17 protein-coding genes are annotated in these 17,236 nt (G+C 61.5%); 10 read left to right on the top strand and 7 right to left on the bottom strand.

Annotated features, from left to right (window positions below; genetic code table 11):
* The first annotated feature begins 10 nt into the window (after positions 1-10).
* From ACF8SD_RS20230 to ACF8SD_RS20220, 3 genes are read left to right on the top strand one after another with little or no spacing between them, the layout of a single operon-like run.
* Positions 11-640, top strand: coding sequence for an FMN-binding negative transcriptional regulator (locus tag ACF8SD_RS20230; RefSeq protein ID WP_392485019.1), 630 nt, complete (start codon positions 11-13; stop codon positions 638-640).
* A 12-nt stretch (positions 641-652) separates the two neighbouring features.
* On the top strand, positions 653-1,099 hold the full coding sequence (locus ACF8SD_RS20225; protein WP_054913820.1) for a GNAT family N-acetyltransferase: 447 nt from the start codon (positions 653-655) through the stop codon (positions 1,097-1,099).
* A 5-nt stretch (positions 1,100-1,104) separates the two neighbouring features.
* On the top strand, positions 1,105-1,776 hold the full coding sequence (locus tag ACF8SD_RS20220) for a GNAT family N-acetyltransferase (protein WP_392485018.1): 672 nt from the start codon (positions 1,105-1,107) through the stop codon (positions 1,774-1,776).
* A gap of 49 nt (positions 1,777-1,825) precedes the next feature.
* Here the strand turns inward: ACF8SD_RS20220 and ACF8SD_RS20215 are convergent, their stop codons facing one another.
* The 4 genes from ACF8SD_RS20215 to ACF8SD_RS20200 form a co-directional block, all read right to left on the bottom strand.
* Complete coding sequence (locus ACF8SD_RS20215) at positions 1,826-2,104, bottom strand: helix-turn-helix domain-containing protein (RefSeq protein ID WP_009684487.1); 279 nt, start codon at positions 2,102-2,104, stop codon at positions 1,826-1,828.
* Positions 2,101-3,426: a type II toxin-antitoxin system HipA family toxin gene (locus tag ACF8SD_RS20210; protein ID WP_392485017.1), complete on the bottom strand. Its 1,326-nt coding sequence runs from the start codon at positions 3,424-3,426 to the stop codon at positions 2,101-2,103. Before ACF8SD_RS20210 ends, ACF8SD_RS20215 begins: the two co-directional genes overlap by 4 nt.
* Positions 3,427-3,640: 214 nt before the next feature.
* Positions 3,641-5,449: a sodium-extruding oxaloacetate decarboxylase subunit alpha gene (oadA, locus tag ACF8SD_RS20205; protein ID WP_392485016.1), complete on the bottom strand. Its 1,809-nt coding sequence runs from the start codon at positions 5,447-5,449 to the stop codon at positions 3,641-3,643.
* A gap of 97 nt (positions 5,450-5,546) precedes the next feature.
* Positions 5,547-6,962, bottom strand: a complete 1,416-nt coding sequence (locus ACF8SD_RS20200) for an acetyl-CoA carboxylase biotin carboxylase subunit (RefSeq protein ID WP_009684483.1) — start codon at positions 6,960-6,962, stop codon at positions 5,547-5,549.
* 205 nt (positions 6,963-7,167) lie between these two features.
* Here ACF8SD_RS20200 and ACF8SD_RS20195 point away from each other — a divergent pair, with 205 nt between their 5' ends.
* Complete coding sequence (locus tag ACF8SD_RS20195; protein ID WP_161891643.1) at positions 7,168-8,115, top strand: LysR family transcriptional regulator; 948 nt, start codon at positions 7,168-7,170, stop codon at positions 8,113-8,115.
* On the opposite strand, the gene ACF8SD_RS20190 is transcribed toward ACF8SD_RS20195, so the two are convergent.
* The gene (locus ACF8SD_RS20190; RefSeq protein ID WP_173891600.1) at positions 8,057-8,275 is read right to left on the bottom strand and encodes a PA3496 family putative envelope integrity protein; all 219 of its coding nucleotides are present in this window, start codon (positions 8,273-8,275) and stop codon (positions 8,057-8,059) included. The genes ACF8SD_RS20195 and ACF8SD_RS20190 overlap by 59 nt on opposite strands.
* Positions 8,276-8,487: 212 nt before the next feature.
* On the bottom strand, positions 8,488-9,354 hold the full coding sequence (gene hexR, locus ACF8SD_RS20185; RefSeq protein ID WP_009683527.1) for a transcriptional regulator HexR: 867 nt from the start codon (positions 9,352-9,354) through the stop codon (positions 8,488-8,490).
* A gap of 103 nt (positions 9,355-9,457) precedes the next feature.
* Between hexR and zwf the strand changes: the two genes are divergently transcribed.
* From zwf to ACF8SD_RS20160, 5 genes are all read left to right on the top strand, one after another.
* Entirely contained in the window at positions 9,458-10,900 is a 1,443-nt protein-coding gene (gene zwf, locus ACF8SD_RS20180; RefSeq protein ID WP_173891601.1) for a glucose-6-phosphate dehydrogenase, read from the top strand.
* An 88-nt stretch (positions 10,901-10,988) separates the two neighbouring features.
* Positions 10,989-11,297, top strand: a complete 309-nt coding sequence (locus tag ACF8SD_RS20175) for a hypothetical protein (protein WP_173891602.1) — start codon at positions 10,989-10,991, stop codon at positions 11,295-11,297.
* 133 nt (positions 11,298-11,430) lie between these two features.
* Positions 11,431-13,617, top strand: a complete 2,187-nt coding sequence (uvrD, locus tag ACF8SD_RS20170) for a DNA helicase II (protein WP_009683531.1) — start codon at positions 11,431-11,433, stop codon at positions 13,615-13,617.
* A 176-nt stretch (positions 13,618-13,793) separates the two neighbouring features.
* Entirely contained in the window at positions 13,794-14,642 is an 849-nt protein-coding gene (locus ACF8SD_RS20165) for a Tim44 domain-containing protein (RefSeq protein ID WP_392485015.1), read from the top strand.
* 114 nt (positions 14,643-14,756) lie between these two features.
* Positions 14,757-15,164, top strand: a complete 408-nt coding sequence (locus ACF8SD_RS20160) for an SMI1/KNR4 family protein (RefSeq protein WP_392485014.1) — start codon at positions 14,757-14,759, stop codon at positions 15,162-15,164.
* Between the two features lie 101 nt (positions 15,165-15,265).
* On the opposite strand, the gene ACF8SD_RS20155 is transcribed toward ACF8SD_RS20160, so the two are convergent.
* Entirely contained in the window at positions 15,266-17,026 is a 1,761-nt protein-coding gene (locus tag ACF8SD_RS20155; protein ID WP_392485013.1) for a cation:proton antiporter, read from the bottom strand.
* On the opposite strand from ACF8SD_RS20155, the gene ACF8SD_RS20150 reads away from it, so the two are divergent.
* Complete coding sequence (locus ACF8SD_RS20150; RefSeq protein ID WP_125854445.1) at positions 17,021-17,230, top strand: hypothetical protein; 210 nt, start codon at positions 17,021-17,023, stop codon at positions 17,228-17,230. The two genes, ACF8SD_RS20155 and ACF8SD_RS20150, sit on opposite strands and share 6 nt — an antisense overlap.
* Positions 17,231-17,236 lie beyond the last annotated feature (6 nt).

Here is a 17,236-nt window from a genome sequence, read left to right as displayed (position 1 = left end):
GACTCAGGCCATGTACAACAGTAAGCCACACCAGGAACACGACCTCGCCCGGCTGCAGCGGCACATGCTCGACACGCGTCTGGCCGTGCTGGTCAGCCATGGCGAGCAGGGCCTGCTGGCCACCCACTTGCCGGTGTTGCTCGACCCCGCAGAAGGCGAGTTCGGCACCGTGTATGCCCACTTGGCCAGGGCCAACCGGCAGTGGCAGGACCTGGCGCAGGGGGCCGAAGCGCTGCTGGTGTTTCCCGGGGCCGATGCCTATGTCAGCCCCGGCTACTACCCGAGCAAGGCCGAGAACCCCAAGGTGGTGCCAACCTGGAATTACCTGGCCGTGCACGCCTATGGGGTAGCCGACGTGATCCACGACGCCGAGCCATTGCTGGCGATAGTCAGCCGGCTTAGCGACCGCCATGAGCACGGCCGCAGTGAGCCGTGGCAGGTGAGCGATGCGCCCGCCGACTATATAGACGGCATGCTCCGCGCCATTGTCGGCATTCGCCTGCCGATCCAGCGGTTGCAAGGCGCGCGCAAGCTGAGCCAGAACCGCGCTGAGCAGGACATTGCCGGCGTGCGCGAAAGCCTGAGCGCCAGCCCCGATCACCTGGACAATCAACTTGCCGCGCACATGCGCCTTCTGTGAAGGACTAGCCCAATGCCCAGCGTTACCCTGCGCCCCGTCACTGCTCAAGATCACGCCGCCTGGCATGCCTTGTGGCAGGCCTACCTGCACTTCTACGAAACCGAACTGGCCGATGACGTCAGCCTCAGTACCTGGCAGCGCCTGCTCGACCCCAACGAGCCAACCCATTCGGCCCTGGCTTGGGTGGATGGCACGGCCGTGGGCATGGTCAACTTCATCTACCACCGCTCCAACTGGAGCATCGAAAATGCCTGCTACCTGCAGGACCTTTACGTGCACAGCGCACAGCGGGGCCTGGGCATCGGCCGCCAGCTGATCGAACATGTCTATGCTGCAGCCAAGGCCGACAACTGCAACAAGGTGCACTGGCTGACCCACGAAACCAACGCCACCGCCATCAGCCTGTACGAGCAGGTTGCCGAGCGCCCGGGCTTCATCCAATTCCGCAAAGGGTTGTAGGCCACATGACTGACGCACTGCACTGGAAACCCGCCGCATCACCCAAGGCCGAGCCCATCGACGGGCGCTTCATCCGCCTGGAAAAACTCGACCCGGTGCGCCACGGCGACGACCTCTGGGTGGCCCTGCAAGGCCCGGGCGCCGACCCGGTACTGTGGGATTACCTGCCCTACGGCCCGTTTACCGAACGCGCTGCCTTCGACCATTGGCTGCAAGGTAACGCCGCCGGCCACGACCCGCTGTATTTCACCGTGATCGACCGCGCCAGTGGCGAAGCTCAGGGCATTCTCACCCTGATGTCGATCATGCCTGACCATGGCCGCATCGAGATTGGCCACATCGCCTTCGGCGCGCCCATGCAGCGCACACCCAGGAGTACCGAGGCCGTCTACCTGTTGGCCAAACTGAGCTTCGAACTCGGGAACCGCCGCCTGGAATGGAAGTGCAATAACGCCAATGCCCGCTCCAAGCGTGCAGCGCAGCGGTTCGGGTTCGTCTTCGAAGGGGTGTTCCGCAAGCACCTGGTGGTGAAGGATCACAACCGTGATACGGCGTGGTACTCGATTACCGATGATGAGTGGCCGCAGGTGGCGGCCGGCTTCGAGCGGTGGTTGAGTGCCGAGAACCAGCGCCCGCAAGGGCAGGCACGAACGCTTGAGGCCTGCCGCAGGAACTGACCCTGCACAACCGATCACGGGCTCACGGGCCTGTGATCGGTGCAGTGGCTTACCTGATCAGACTCGCGCGCCTGACGACCCCCATCTGCAAGCCAAATGGCTTGAACACGGCGTTCAACGAGTTCAGCGTGGGGTTACCACCGCCCTGCTCGATCTGGATCAGCGTACGCACGGAAATCTTGCACATGCGTGCAAACTGAGTCTGCTGCATCTTCGCCACCTCCACACGCAGCCGCCGCACGGCAGCACCCAGCTCAAGACTGCCGTTGGCGATCCCTTCGCGTACTCCGTCGATCAGTAGCCCACGGGCATCGATGGAAACCGTCATGCCAACCCCCATTCAGCCATCCGGCGCTCAAGCCTGCCCAGCGCAATTGCCGGGTGATTCATCACCGCATCAGGCAGCCCTAGGGCGGACAAGATATCCGGCAATGCCAACAGGTGCCGGGCATCCAGCCGCAGACGCTCAAAAGCTTCGCCCGGGTCGACAAATTCGGTCAGTGCAGTACAGGCAGCCTGCCAGTCGATATCGCCAGCCCGCTCTATCGAGGCTGGCCACTTCGTCGTTCGCGTTATCCCTTCCTGATCCATCACCATCGGTGCAAGGTCGTAGATCGGTGCGAGGCGCACGGTGTCACGGGTACGGATGATTGCAGTGTTACGTCCGTGGTTATCGGCATTACCCAAGATCTTGTTGATCAGGTCGCGCCGCAGATAATCGGCAACCAGGTCAGGCAGCTGTCTCCCCTGCCCGGCCAGTTTCCACAACCCGGCAAGCGCCTCAATCGCCTCCAGGTGCCCCATTCGGCTGCCAGGCTCGGTCACGCCACACAGGGAGTACATCGACTCCACGGCAAAGCGTTGCACACCCTGCGCGCAAACCTGCCGGTCGAAGCGTTCCAGCCACAGGCTGGGCTTGGTGCCTTCTTCCAGCGCCATGTATTCAGTGGCCACCGTTTCGATGCCAAGCTGCTGCAACGCCTTGTAGTAGAGATACTCGGCCCGCAGTATCTGCTGATCATCAGCCAGTGCCTGGTTCCTGGCGAACTTGATGAACCAGTGACGCCGGGCACGTTCATCCGCCAGCACCGCGTCCGGATACAACAGGCCGTTTTCTGCCTCGGTCATCAACAGCTTTGGCGCCTCCCCACCGGCGCCTGTCGCGCCACCAATGGCAGCACCTCGCTCATAGGCGTATTCGAGAAACCGTTGATCGCGGGTGATCACATCCTGACGGGCAAACCCGATGGGGTCGGCATAATCCAGTAGCTCATCCGACTCCTTGATGCGCAGGTTGCCGATGGGCGCCGGAGTGGACCGCCCCAGGAGAAACAGGTCATCCCCCATGCCTTCTGGTTTCTCACGGCCGATATGCCGGAGCAGGAAGCGCTTGGCGGCACCGGCGGGTGCGATGTCGTAAAGGAACGCGGGAGCATGCTGCAGACGATGAGAACCAAAATCCACCGGCAGCCTCGCGCTTGCCGCCTGGCAGAACAGGCTGTCGTATGCCTCCAGGTGGGTTTTGACGTACTCGGAGGTATAGCCGAACTCGCAGGGGCTGGAGAGGCCCTTTTCAGGCTCGACAAAGGCGATGGCCACAGCATCATGCCACTGCGCCTGATCATGGAGTTGAAGCGTGAGTCTGTACATGGTTCACCTGCAATTTACCGCATGCGGACAACCGACTCGGTCGATGAATCTGCATCATAGTGCAGAATCCATGATGCTTCAGTCTAAATTCTGCAATTTAATGCAGACATGGCCAAACATTCACGCTATTCCTGCATTAAAATGCATATTCGACCCCAAAAAAAGGGGAGCATCCGCTCCCCAGAGGTAAACCGCTTGTAGATGAGGGCCTGTATCAGCCCTCGATCTCGATCAGGATCTCGCCCGGTGTAACGCGATCGCCCTTGGCCACGTGGATGGCTACGACCTTGCCGGCGATGGCCGCCTGCACTTCGGTCTCCATCTTCATGGCTTCGGTGATCAGCACCGCCTGGCCGGCCTTGACCATGTCACCTTCCTTGACCAGCACATCGACGATGTTGCCGGGCATGGTGGTGCTGACGTGGCCTGGGGCGCTGGCCTGCTTGCGCTTGCTGCTGCCGCCGCCGACAAACTCGTTGAGCGGCTCGAACACCACCTCTTCCGGCATGCCATCGATCGACAGGTAGAAGTGGCGTTTGCCTTCGGCCTTCACACCCACACCGGTGATGTCGACGCGGTAGGTTTCACCGTGCACATCGATGACGAACTCGGTCGGTACACCTTCACCGCCCGGGGCGGCAGCCACACCGGCTTCCGGGATCGGCAGCAGGGCTTCCGGGGTCAGGGTGCCGGCTTCGCGCTCTTCGAGGAATTTGCGCCCGATATCCGGGAACATGGCGAAGGTCAGCACGTCTTCTTCGCACCGGGCCAAGGCACCGATATCGCCACGCAGCTTGTTCATCTCCGGCTTGAGCAGATCGGCCGGGCGCACGTCGATCACCTCTTCGCTGCCGATGGCCTGGCGGCGCAACTGCTCGTTGACCACGCCCGGGGCCTTGCCGTAGCCGCCCTGCAGGTAAAGCTTCACCTCGTTGGTGATGGTCTTGTAACGCTCGCCGGCCAGCACGTTGAAGAACGCCTGGGTACCGACAATCTGCGAGGTCGGGGTGACCAGCGGCGGGAAGCCAAGGTCTTCGCGGACCCGCGGAATCTCGGCCAGCACTTCGTTCATGCGGTTGAGGGCGCCCTGCTCCTTGAGCTGGTTGGCCAGGTTGGAAATCATCCCGCCGGGAACCTGGTTGACCTGCACGCGAGTATCCACCGCGGTGAATTCGCTTTCGAACTGGTGGTATTTCTTGCGCACCGCGTAGAAGTACAGGCCGATTTCCTGCAACAGCTCCAAGTCCAGACCGGTGTCGAACTCACTGCCCTTGAGCGCAGCGACCATCGACTCGGTACCTGGGTGGCTGGTGCCCCAGGCGAAGCTGGAAATGGCGGTGTCGATGTGATCGGCGCCATTTTCCACTGCCTTGAGCTGGCACATGGCAGCCAGGCCAGCCGTGTCGTGGGAGTGGATGAACACCGGCAGCGACTGCTCGGCCTTCAGGGCCTTGACCAGTTCACCGGTGGCGAACGGCGTCAGCAAGCCGGCCATGTCCTTGATCGCGATCGAGTCGCAACCCATGGCCTCCATCTGCTTGGCCTGGTTCACGAAGGCTTCGATGGTGTGCACCGGGCTGACGGTGTAGGCAATGGTGCCCTGGGCATGCTTGCCAGCGGCCTTGACCGCTTCGATGGCCACGCGCAGGTTACGCACGTCGTTCATGGCGTCGAAAATACGGAATACATCGATGCCGTTGACCGCGGCCTTGGCAACGAAGGCCCTGACCACGTCGTCGCTGTAGTGGCGGTAGCCCAGCAGGTTCTGGCCGCGCAGCAGCATTTGCAGGCGGGTGTTGGGCAGCGCAGCGCGCAGCTTGCGCAAGCGCTCCCACGGGTCTTCCTTGAGGAAGCGCACGCAGGCGTCGAAGGTGGCACCGCCCCACACTTCCAGCGACCAGTAGCCGACCTTGTCGAGCTTTTCGCAGATCGGCAGCATGTCTTCGGTACGCATGCGGGTGGCCAGCAAGGACTGATGGGCGTCGCGCAGGATCGTGTCGGTTACGTGAATTTTCTTGGACATTGTTATCTCCTCGTAGCGGCAAGCTTCAAGCTACAAGCTGCAAGAAAAGCTGATCTGCTTCTACTTGCAGCTTGCCGCTTACAGCTTGCTGCTGCATTCATAGGCCTGCGTGGGCGGCGATGGCAGCGGCGATGGCCAGGGCCAGCTCTTCGGGTTTGCGCTTGATCGAGTAGTTGGTCAGTTCAGGGTGGCTTTCGACGAAGCTGGTGTTGAACTGGCCGCTACGGAATTCCGGGTTACGCAAAATTTCCTGGTAGTACGCAGCGGTGGTTTTCACCCCTTGCACACGCATGTCATCCAGGGCCCGCAGGCCACGGTCCATGGCTTCTTCCCAGGTCAGCGCCCAGACCACCAGTTTCAAGCACATGGAGTCGTAGAACGGTGGAATGGTGTAGCCGGTATAAATCGCCGTGTCGGTGCGCACGCCCGGGCCGCCAGGGGCGTAGTAACGGGTGATCTTGCCAAAGCTGGGCAGGAAGTTGTTCTTCGGGTCTTCGGCGTTGATACGGAACTGCAACGCATAGCCGCGGTGGTGAATGTCTTCCTGCTTCACCGACAACGGCAGGCCCGAAGCAATGCGGATCTGTTCACGAACGATGTCGATGCCGGTGATTTCCTCGGTGATGGTGTGCTCCACCTGCACCCGGGTGTTCATTTCCATGAAGTACACCTCGCCATCGGCGAGCAGGAACTCCACGGTGCCGGCGTTTTCGTAGTCCACTGCCTTGGCTGCGCGCACCGCGAGGTCACCGATGTAGGCGCGCTGCTCGGGGGTGAGCTGTGGGCTTGGGGCGATTTCGATGAGCTTCTGGTTGCGGCGCTGGATCGAGCAGTCGCGCTCGAACAGGTGCACCACATTGCCGAAGCTGTCACCGAGAATCTGCGCCTCGATGTGCTTGGGGTTGACGATGCATTTTTCCAGGAACACTTCGGCCGAGCCAAATGCCTTGGTTGCCTCCGAAATGACCCGCGGGAAGTTCTGTTCCAGTTCTTCACGGCTGTTGCAACGGCGGATACCCCGGCCACCGCCCCCCGAAGTGGCCTTGAGCATGACCGGGTAACCGATGCGGTCACCTTCGCTCAGGGCTTCGTGGATATCGGCAACGTTACCTTCGGTGCCCGGGGTTACCGGCACACCGGCGGCGATCATGGTACGGCGTGCTTCGGTCTTGTCGCCCATGCGGCGAATCACGTCGGCGGCCGGGCCAATGAACTTGATTCCGCGTTCGGCGCAAATTTCTGCCAGCTCGGCATTTTCCGACAGGAAGCCATAGCCCGGGTGCAGGGCATCGCAACCGGTTTCCACCGCCAGGTTCACCAGTTTGCGCGGGTTCAGGTAACCGGCCAGCGGCTCGGCACCAATGCTGTGCGCCTCGTCGGCACGCTTGACGTGCAGGGCGTGGCGGTCGGCGTCGGAATAGATCGCTACCGAGCGAATGCCCATCTCGGCGCATGCACGCACGATCCGAACTGCAATTTCACCTCGGTTGGCGATCAGGATTTTTTTTATCACTGGAGTCTTCCCAAAGCCGTAGGAACAGTCGAGCCGGTTCTACCGGTCGGCGCGTGACCAGACGTTGGCTGGCCAGTCGCGTATTCACCCTAGCGCCGTGGGTTGATAAACAAAAATCAATATTTGTTAGGGGCTGTATTAGCAAAAGCTTATAGTTGGGTAACAAGGTATTGCCGATGAGCCGACGAATATGCGTAAGTCCTTGATGCGTATGACTTTACGTCAACTACAGATCTTTAACGAAGTATGTGATTTGCGGTCGTACAGCCGCGCTGCGGAAGAAATGGCGCTCACACAACCCGCCGTTAGTCTACAAATCCGGCAGCTCGAAGAGCTGATTGGCCAGCCACTGTTCGAGTACGTTGGCAAGAAGCTCTACCTGACCGAAGCAGCCGAGGCCCTGCAGCGTGCCAGCCGCGATATCTTCGGCCGGCTGGAAAGCCTGGACATGCAGCTGTCGGACATGCAGGGCTCATTGCAGGGTCAATTGAAGCTGGCGGTCGAGTCCAGTGCCAAGTACTTCGTTCCGCACTTGTTCGCGGCCTTCAAGCAACGCCACCCGGAGGTCAACCTGACCTTGACGGTGGTCAACCGTGCCCAGGCCATTCGGCGGCTTTCCGACAACCGCGATGACCTGATCATCATGTCCATGGTGCCGCAGGACATGGGCCTGGAGTTTCTGCCCTTCCTCAACAACCCGATCGTGGCCGTAGCGCCGCCACAGCATCCGCTGTGCAAGCTGGAGCAGCTGCGCCTGCAAGATCTGGAACCGCATACCTTGCTGGTCCGCGAGCAGGGCTCAGGAACGCGCAAAGCATGCGAGGAGTACTTCAAGGACAAGCGCGTGCATTTCACCCAGACCCTGGAAGTGGCGTCGGCCGATGCCCAACGCGAATGCGTGATCGCGGGTCTGGGGGTAGCCTTGCTGACCCGCCACGCGGTGAACCTGGAACTGGCCACTGGCGTGCTGACCGAACTGCCGGTGGAAGAGCTGCCCCTGTACCGCAGCTGGTGCGTGGTACAGGCCAAGGCCAAGCGCCAGTCGCCGGTAGCCTTGGCCTTTCTGGCGTTCATCCGCGGCGAACGTGCGCTGATCAGCGGGCTTGTTGAGCGTTTTTCGGGGAGACTGCCGCAGACGCCTGCCACACCGTGAGCGCTTGCAGGTCTGGGTAGTCCGCCAGTTCGCGGAGCAATTGACGCTGGTCGCAATAGCTTTCGATCGCCCGCCGATATTCCATGCGGCGCTGATCCTTTTCCTGCTGCTTGCGAGCCTTGGCGTTGGGTTGGTACGTACCGTCGAAGTCACGAGCCATTGCCTGTCTCCCAGTTAGGATGCGGGAGCTTCAGACTGGCCTGGCAGGTTTACGGTTTAGCGGTGAAATGGTGACAAAACAGTGAAATCTGCTTTGCCGGTGCCGGCCCCTTCGCGGGCTTGCACGCTCCCACAGGCATCGCGCCAATTGCAAAAGGTGCACAGTACCTGTGGGAGCGGGCGCGCCCGCGAAGAGGCCGGTACAGATTGAATTCAGTCGTCTGTAGCCTTGATCGACTTGGGCGACAAACGCAGGCTGCGCAAACTGCGTTTCACGCTTTTCAGGTGGTTGACCAGGCTCGGCCCACGCGCCATGGCCACACCCATGGCCAGCACGTCGATCACCACCAGGTGGGCAATGCGCGAGGTCAACGGGGTATAGATTTCGGTGTCTTCATGCACGTCGATCGCCAGGTTGACCGTCGACAATTCGGCCAGCGGCGTCTGGCTGGGGCACAGGGTAATCAGGTTGGCCCCGCTCTCGCGCACCAGGTTGGCGGTGATCAGCAGGTCCTTGGAGCGGCCGGACTGGGAGATACACACGGCCACATCGCCCGGCTTCAAGGTCACCGCCGACATGGCCTGCATGTGCGGGTCGGAATACGCCGCCGCGCTCAGCAGCAGGCGAAAGAACTTGTGCTGGGCATCTGCCGCTACAGCCCCCGAGGCACCAAAGCCGTAGAACTCCACACGCTGGGCCTGCGCCATGGCGCTCACCGCCTGCTGCAGCGCCAGCGGGTCGAGGTGCTCGCGCACCTCCATCAGGGTGTGCAGGGTAGTGTCGAAGATTTTCAGGCTGTAGTCGGCGACCGAGTCGTCTTCGTGGATGGCGAACTGGCCGAAGCTGGCCCCGGCGGCCAGGCTCTGCGCCAGCTTCAGCTTCAGGTCCTGAAAGCCCGTGCAACCAATGGCCCGGCAGAAACGCACGATGGTGGGTTCGCTGATACCTACGCTGTGCGCCAGGTCGGCCATGGAGCTGTGCATGACGGCAGCCGGGTCGAGCAGCACGTGGTCGGCCACTTTGAGTTCCGATTTGCGCAGCAGGTGGCGCGATTGGGCGATATGTTGCAACAGATTCACGGGCTGGACTCGGTTATGATCGGCTGGCCGGGTTGTAGCTTTCTTGTAGTTATACTACATGGACGCCAACCCGCCCAGTTAAACGAACGTGGAGAGTGGTGGTTTGACTATTCCTTGCGACATTCTGGTATTCGGCGGCACCGGCGATCTGGCCCTGCACAAACTGCTTCCGGCGCTCTACCACCTGTTCCGCGAGGCCCGCCTCAACCCAGCAGTACGCGTCATCGCACTGGCCCGCCGCAACCTGCCACGCAATGACTACCTGAAGCTCGCCGAGCGCCACTGCCGGGCACAGGTTGCCCGCACCGACTTTGACGAAGAAGTGTGGCAGCGTTTTTCCGCACGCCTCGATTACTTCCCCATGGACGCGTCGCAGAGCGCCGATTTCGGCCGCCTGGCGCGCTACCTGGGCGAACCCGGCGGGCTCACGCGCATCTTTTACCTGGCCACCGCACCCAAGCTGTTCGTCCCCATTGCCAACCACCTGCACACGGCCGGCCTGGCCGATGGCGAAGCGCGCATCGTGCTGGAGAAGCCGATCGGCCACTCGCTGGAATCGGCCACCGCCATCAACGAGGCGATTGGCGCGGTGTTCGAAGAAACCCAGGTATTCCGTATCGACCACTACCTGGGCAAGGAAACCGTGCAGAACCTGATGGCGCTGCGCTTTGCCAACGCCCTGCTGGAGCCGGTGTGGCGCAACAACCAGGTCGATCACGTGCAAATCAGCGTGTGCGAAACCCTGGGTATAGAGAACCGCGGCGGCTATTACGACAAGGCTGGCGCGATCCGCGACATGCTGCAAAACCATTTGCTGCAGTTGCTGTGCCTGGTGGCCATGGAGCCACCCGCGCAGTTCGAGGCCGAAGCGGTACGCGACGAAAAAGTGAAGATACTGCGCGCACTCAAGCCGATCACTGGCCAGGACGTGCAGGACAAGACGGTCCGCGGCCAATATGGCCCGGGGCGCATCGGCGGCCAGGAAGTGCCGGCCTATTACTTCGAAAAAGACGTCGACAATGACAGCGACACCGAAACGTTCATCGCCATCGAGGCACACATCGACAACTGGCGCTGGGCCGGCGTGCCGTTTTACCTGCGCACGGGCAAGCGCATGGCACGGCGCTCGTCGCAAATCGTCATTCAGTTCAAGCCGGTGCCCCATGAGCTGTTCAACGGTGGCCAGGTGAACCAGCTGCTGATCCAGCTGCAACCAGAGGAACGCATCAGCCTGCGCATGATGACCAAAAGCCCTGGCAAGGGCATGCGCCTAGAGCCGGTCGACCTCGACCTGAACCTGGCCCAGGTTTTCAGCCAGACGCGCCGCTGGGAGGCTTACGAGCGCCTGTTACTGGATGTGCTGGAGGGCGACTCCACGCTGTTCATGCGCCGTGATGAAGTTGAAGCCGCCTGGGCCTGGATCGACCCCGTGATCAAGGGCTGTGAAGAACACTTCCAGGCCCCACGCCCGTATGCGGCTGGCAGCAACGGGCCAGAGCAGGCTAACAGCCTGCTGGCACGCCATGGCAGGGTCTGGCATAGCTGAAAAGTTTCACGCTGTGGCTGGGCTGGGGCTTGTTGCACGCTCTGGTCGGAAGGCGCATTTCGCCCTTCGCACTAATGGAGCTGCAGACATGATCAACAGCAAGAACTGGAAAGCCCAACATGACAGAATGCCCCCAGGGGCGCGGGTGCGGGTTGCAGGTACGGTCACCGTTGCCAACCCTGGCGTCGACCCCGTGCTGGTCAAGCGCGACGGGCAACCGGGTACCCTGGCCCTGGACCTGGAATTGAAATCGGAAGGCGGCAGCTTCATCCAGATGTTGTGTGACAAGGAGGTGCATTTCGAGATGCCAACCGGCGCTGAAGCCATCGCCAGCGTGGAGATTTTCCACGAAGGCACGCTGCTTGCCCAAATCGACGAAATCCTGATCACTGCTTGATTTCGCTGACAACCGCCACGTCAGCTTGCACGCCCGGCGTGGCGGGCTTGCACATGCACCGTTCGGCGCTTGGGCAGGTGAGTATTTATACAGTACCATTTACCCCTTCCCTGCCGCGCCCTAGAATGGCCGGATGCACACAGACGACCTCTCCCTCCTGCTGAACTCCCTCAACGATGCCCAACGCCAGGCCGTAGCGGCCGCGCTCGGGCGTCAACTGGTGCTTGCCGGCGCCGGTTCCGGTAAAACCCGCGTGCTGGTGCACCGTATCGCCTGGCTGATCCAGGTAGAGCAGGCCTCGCCGCACTCGATCCTGTCGGTGACCTTCACCAACAAGGCCGCCGCGGAAATGCGCCAGCGGATCGAGCAATTGCTGGGCATCAACCCAGCTGGCATGTGGGTCGGCACCTTCCACGGCCTGGCCCATCGCCTGCTGCGGGCACACTGGCAGGAAGCGCGGCTGGTGCAGAACTTCCAGATCCTCGACAGCGACGACCAACAGCGCCTGATCAAGCGGGTGATGCGCGAGTTGGGCCTGGATGAACAGAAGTGGCCGGCCCGCCAGGCCCAGTGGTTCATCAACGGCCAGAAGGACGAGGGGCTGCGCCCGCAACATATCCAGGCCGGCGGCGATCTGTTCCTGGCCACCATGCGCGAGGTGTATACCGCCTACGAGCAGGCCTGCGAACGCGCCGGGGTCATCGACTTTTCCGAGCTGCTGCTGCGCGCACTGGACCTGTGGCGTGACCACCCGGGCCTGCTGGAGCATTACCAGCGGCGCTTCCAGCACGTGCTGGTCGACGAGTTCCAGGACACCAACGCCGTGCAGTACGCCTGGCTGCGCCTGTTGGCGCGCGGTGGCGCCAGCCTGATGGCGGTGGGCGATGACGACCAGTCGATCTACGGCTGGCGCGGTGCCAAGATCGAGAACATCCACCAGTACACCGCCGACTTCCCCGACGCCGAAATGATCCGCCTGGAGCAGAACTACCGCTCCACCGGCGGCATCCTCAAGGCTGCCAACGCGCTGATTGCCAACAACAGCGGGCGCTTGGGCAAGGAACTGTGGACCGACCTGGGTGAAGGCGAACCCCTGACCCTGTACGCGGCCTACAACGAGCACGACGAAGCGCGCTACGTGGTAGAAACCATCGAAGGCCTGATCAAGCAGGGTAACGCGCGCAACGACATTGCCATCCTGTACCGTTCCAACGCCCAGTCACGGGTGCTGGAAGAAGCCTTGTTGCGCGAACGCGTGCCATACCGCATCTATGGCGGCCAACGCTTCTTCGAGCGCGCCGAAATCAAGAACGCCATGGCCTACCTGCGCTTGATCGAAGGGCGTGGCAACGATGCCGCACTGGAGCGGGTAATCAACGTCCCCCCACGTGGCATTGGCGAAAAAACCGTCGAAGCCATCCGCGAGCACGCCCGCCACAGCCAGCTTTCCATGTGGGGGGCCATGTGCCAGCTGATCGCCGCCAAGGCGTTGAAAGGCCGCGCCGCCAGCGCATTGGGGGCCTTCATCGAACTGATCGAAGGGCTGGCTGCCAAGGTTGCGGACATGCCGCTGCATACCATGACCCAGACCACCATCGAGCAGTCCGGGCTGATTACCTATCACCAGGAAGAAAAGGGTGAAAAGGGCCAGGCTCGGGTAGAAAACCTTGAGGAACTGGTCAGCGCAGCGCGCAACTTCGAATCCACCGAAGAAGATGCCGACCTCTCTCCGCTCTCGGCTTTCCTCGGCCATGCTTCGCTGGAAGCCGGCGACAGCCAGGCGGACGAACATGAGGACAGCATCCAGCTGATGACCTTGCACAGCGCCAAGGGCCTGGAGTTCCCCTACGTATTCCTGGTCGGCATGGAAGAAGGGCTGTTCCCGCACAAAATGAGCCTCGAGGAACCTGGCCGCCTGGAAGAGGAACGTCGCCTGGCCTATGTCGGTATCACCCGTGCGATGCGCCAACTGGTCATGACATATGCCGAGACACGCCGCCTGTATGGCAGCGAAACCTACAACAAGGTGTCGCGCTTCGTTCGCGAAATTCCACCGGGGCTGGTTCAGGAAGTACGCCTTTCCAACAGCGTCAGCCGCCCATTCGGCGCCCCCAAGACAGCCACCAACAGCCACCTGTTCGACAACGCCAACATCCCGCAAACCGCCTTCAACCTCGGCCAGCGGGTGCAGCACGCGGTGTTTGGCGAAGGTGTGATCCTCAACTTCGAGGGCTCCGGCGCCCAGGCACGGGTGCAGGTGAATTTTGCCGAAGGCAGCAAATGGCTGATGCTGGGGTATGCCAAACTCGAGGCGATCTGACGCCTGTGCCAGTACTGTTCCTTGCAGCGGCTGCCTTTTTGGGAGCGCGCTCAAGGGCGGCGGTGCCGGCGTTGTAACATTCAGGCAAAAGCTGGAAACATTATGTCGCTGGTCATGTGCCCGGGAACCTGTGCACCATGACGCGCGTGCAATCCACAACAGGGGATATCCCAATTATGCAACGTTTTCTTAGCATCGCACTGGCGCTTTGCGTCGGCCTGACGCTGAGCCTGGACGCCAACGCCAAGCGTTTCGGCGGCGGCAAGAGCTCGGGCTCCGCGCCTATTCACCAGACCCGCCAGGCCACACCAACCGCGCCAGCCGCCGCGCCGACCGCACCTGGTCGTGCCGCCCCGGCCGCCAGCGGTGCTTCGCGCTGGTTGGGCCCACTCGCTGGCCTGGCCGCCGGCGGCTTGCTGGCGTCCATGTTCATGGGCGACGGTTTCGAGGGCTTCCAGATCATGGACTTCCTGATCGTGGCGCTCATCGCCTTCCTGGTGTTCCGCTTCATTGCCGCGCGTCGTCGCCAGCAGCAACCACAAATGGCCATGCCAGGCCACGCGCCGATGCAGCGTGAAGCCCACGGCCAGCCTGCCCAGCCGTCGATGTTCGGTGGTTCGGCCGCGCCTGCCGCCGCCCCGGTGATCAACGCACCTGCCTGGTTCAACGAACAGAGCTTCCTGGCCGCCGCTCGCAACCACTTCCAGTCGCTGCAGCAGCACTGGGATGCCAACGAGATGGACAAGATCGCCGAGTTCGTCACGCCGCAGATGCTGGAGTTCCTCAAGCGTGAGCGCGCCGAGTTGGGTGATGGCTTCCAGTCCACCTACATCGACAACCTCGAAGTGCAACTGGACGGCGTCGATGACCGCCCAGACCGCACCGACGCCACCCTGACCTTCCGTGGCGTGTCGAAAAACTCGCGCTTCGACCAGGGCGAAGTGTTCAGCGAAAGCTGGCATATGGTGCGTGCCCCAGGTGAGAACCAGCCTTGGCTGGTAGCCGGTATCCGTCAAAATAGCTAACCGCTGCGCGCCGTACCAAGAACCCCGGGCCTGGCCCGGGGTTTTTGCTTTTGTCAGAGTGGCCTACTAGGGTATAACGCGCAAAGTTGTCATCTAGGTCAGAGGAAGTGAACCGTGGAAGAAGTGATCGAACAACTCCGTGAAGCCAACGAGCCGGTGCCGGTACCTTTGGAGCTTCCCGATGAGGATCAGCTGGTAGAGATCGAAGAGCAGCTGTTCATCAACATTCCATACGTGTTCAAAGAGTTTTTGCTGACTGTGAGCGATGTGGTGTATGGCTCACTGGAGCCGGTAACGTGCACCGATCCACAGTCGCACACCTACCTGCCCGATGTGGCGGCCAACGCCTGGGATGCGGGCGTACCGCGTGAGCTGATCCCGTTGTGCCAGGACGGCGCCAACTACTACTGCGTAGAGGAAGATGGCACCGTAGTGTTGTGGGAGGCTGAGGAAGAGCAGGTCGGTGAGGACAGCTGGGAATCGGTATGGCACTGGGCAAGGGATGTGTGGCTGGAAAGCTGATCTTCCCCACCGATTCCGGTGCAGCGGCGCCTACAGGTACCCACAACGGCCAAGCGTGTGGTGAACCGGTAGGCGCCGCTGTCGCTGCAGCCGGGTGGCACTCAGTGCGAGTTCTCGCGGCTGTTCTCCAGCGTTTCCAGCAAGGCGATCTGCATGCGCGTATGCACGCGAATGAGCCAGCGCCACAGCAAGGCCACTACCACCGCAGCGACCACGGCAATCACCAACAGCAATTCGTTGGTCGGCAAGATGCTCGCTGACAGTGCCGACAGCAGCAGGAAAATTACCACTAAAGACAGCAGCGGAATCACTTCGGCAATCACCCGCCGCACCCGCTGGGTGTGCCGCCCGGCCATTTCCGGCTTCACGCCCATCTCGGCCAGCAGCATCGACAGCGCCTTGAGCTTGCGGTAGGCCGCGATCAGGAACGGCAGCGACAGCAACAACGCCGCGCCCCAGATCATCGCCTTCTGCTGGCTGATGTCGCTGACCCATTCACTGAGCCAGTTACCGATGCGCCCGGCAAAATAGCCGCCGCTGAAGAAGATCGCGATCACCAGGGCCAGGTTCACCCCAACCTGCAAGAGGATGCGCCGGATCATTGCCGCGAGCATGGCACCCTCGCCCTGCGGTTGAATGTTGCGCAACCACTCGCCATACAACGACAGCACCCGCGCCAGGCGCCCAGGCACGACATTGCCCAGCTTTTGCGAAAGCGGGTCGGCTGCGCGGATCAGGTAGGGCGTAAGCAGGGTGGTGATAGCCGATACGGCGACCGCCACGGGGTACAGGAAGTCGCTGGTTACCTGCAGGGTCATGCCCAGCGCGGCAATGATGAAGGAGAATTCGCCAATCTGCGAAAGCCCCATGCCCACACGCAGCGAGGTACGCCCATCGTTACCGGCAATGAACGCGCCCATACCGCAGGACACCATCTTGCCCAATACCACCGCCAGAGTAATGACCACAATCGGCCAAGCGTATTCGACCAGGACCTGCGGGTCGATCATCAAGCCGATGGCGACGAAGAAAATGGCGCTGAACAGGTCGCGAACGGGTTCGATCAGGCGCTCGATCTTCAGCAACTGGCGTGACTCGGCCATGATCGCGCCAATCAGGAAGGCGCCCAGGACCATGCTGTATTCGAGCTTGACGACCAGCAGGCAGAAGCCGAAACACAGCCCCAGCACGGTAATCAGCAACATCTCGTTGCTCTCGAATCGGGCCACGTAGGCCAGCAGGCGCGGCACCAGCAGGATACCGATGACCAAGGCAACGATCATGAACAATGACAGCTTGCCGACAGTGGAGAATACCTCCCCCGAGCTGACCGTGCCGCTGACGGCGATACCTGAGAGCAGGGCAATGATGCCGATGCCAAGAATGTCCTCGACGATGAGCACGCCGAAGATCAGCTGGGCAAAGCGCTCGTTCTTCATCTTCAGGTCGTTGAGCGCCTTGACGATGATGGTGGTCGAGGAAATGGCCAGGATGGCACCCAGGAACAGCGAGTCCATGGTGTTCCAGCCAAACCAGCGGCCGATCTCGAAGCCGATCCAGATCATCAGCACAATTTCGAGGAACGCCGCGATGAACGCCGTGGCGCCCACCTTGAACAACTTGCGCAGGCTGAACTCGAGCCCCAGGCAGAACATCAGGAAGATCACCCCCAGCTCGGCGAGGGTCTTGATGGTGTCTTCGTCGTGGATAAGGCCGAATGGCGGGGTGTGGGGGCCGATGATGAAGCCGGCGACAATATAACCAAGCACTACCGGCTGTTTGAGGCGGTGAAAGAGGATGGTGACCACGCCAGCGACCAGCATGATGACTGCCAGGTCCTGGATGAAGCTGATGGCATGCATGGCGTGATACTCCTTTTCTCGTCTTTTATGAATGCCTGGGCAAACCGCTCCTCTGCCGGGGCAAACCTGAGCGAGCAGCAAGTACATACTGTATTGAATGCAGGAACGCCCATGGTGCATGGGCGTACTCAGGTTAACATCGCGATCGGCTGCAAAAAGCCGGCGCAATATGCAGAAACAGATCGGCTGGAAAAGCGCCGCTGATGGCAT

It is taken from the genome of Pseudomonas sp. CJQ_9 (genome assembly GCF_043106615.1).
In the GTDB taxonomy this organism is placed as follows: Bacteria; Pseudomonadota; Gammaproteobacteria; order Pseudomonadales; family Pseudomonadaceae; genus Aquipseudomonas; species Aquipseudomonas juntendi.
Note: the sequence above shows the minus strand (reverse complement) of the source record. Positions and strands in the feature narration are given on the sequence as shown.

Coding starts and splice junctions, on each gene's coding strand:
- ACF8SD_RS20150 (WP_125854445.1), top strand. CDS start 17,021: ATGCATGGCGTGATACTCCTTTTCTCGTCTTTTATGAATGCCTGGGCA.
- ACF8SD_RS20195 (WP_161891643.1), top strand. CDS start 7,168: ATGCGTATGACTTTACGTCAACTACAGATCTTTAACGAAGTATGTGAT.
- ACF8SD_RS20175 (WP_173891602.1), top strand. CDS start 10,989: ATGATCAACAGCAAGAACTGGAAAGCCCAACATGACAGAATGCCCCCA.
- ACF8SD_RS20210 (WP_392485017.1), bottom strand. CDS start 3,426: ATGTACAGACTCACGCTTCAACTCCATGATCAGGCGCAGTGGCATGAT.
- oadA (WP_392485016.1), bottom strand. CDS start 5,449: ATGTCCAAGAAAATTCACGTAACCGACACGATCCTGCGCGACGCCCAT.
- ACF8SD_RS20155 (WP_392485013.1), bottom strand. CDS start 17,026: ATGCATGCCATCAGCTTCATCCAGGACCTGGCAGTCATCATGCTGGTC.
- ACF8SD_RS20230 (WP_392485019.1), top strand. CDS start 11: ATGTACAACAGTAAGCCACACCAGGAACACGACCTCGCCCGGCTGCAG.
- uvrD (WP_009683531.1), top strand. CDS start 11,431: ATGCACACAGACGACCTCTCCCTCCTGCTGAACTCCCTCAACGATGCC.
- ACF8SD_RS20215 (WP_009684487.1), bottom strand. CDS start 2,104: ATGACGGTTTCCATCGATGCCCGTGGGCTACTGATCGACGGAGTACGC.
- ACF8SD_RS20165 (WP_392485015.1), top strand. CDS start 13,794: ATGCAACGTTTTCTTAGCATCGCACTGGCGCTTTGCGTCGGCCTGACG.
- ACF8SD_RS20190 (WP_173891600.1), bottom strand. CDS start 8,275: ATGGCTCGTGACTTCGACGGTACGTACCAACCCAACGCCAAGGCTCGC.
- ACF8SD_RS20225 (WP_054913820.1), top strand. CDS start 653: ATGCCCAGCGTTACCCTGCGCCCCGTCACTGCTCAAGATCACGCCGCC.
- ACF8SD_RS20220 (WP_392485018.1), top strand. CDS start 1,105: ATGACTGACGCACTGCACTGGAAACCCGCCGCATCACCCAAGGCCGAG.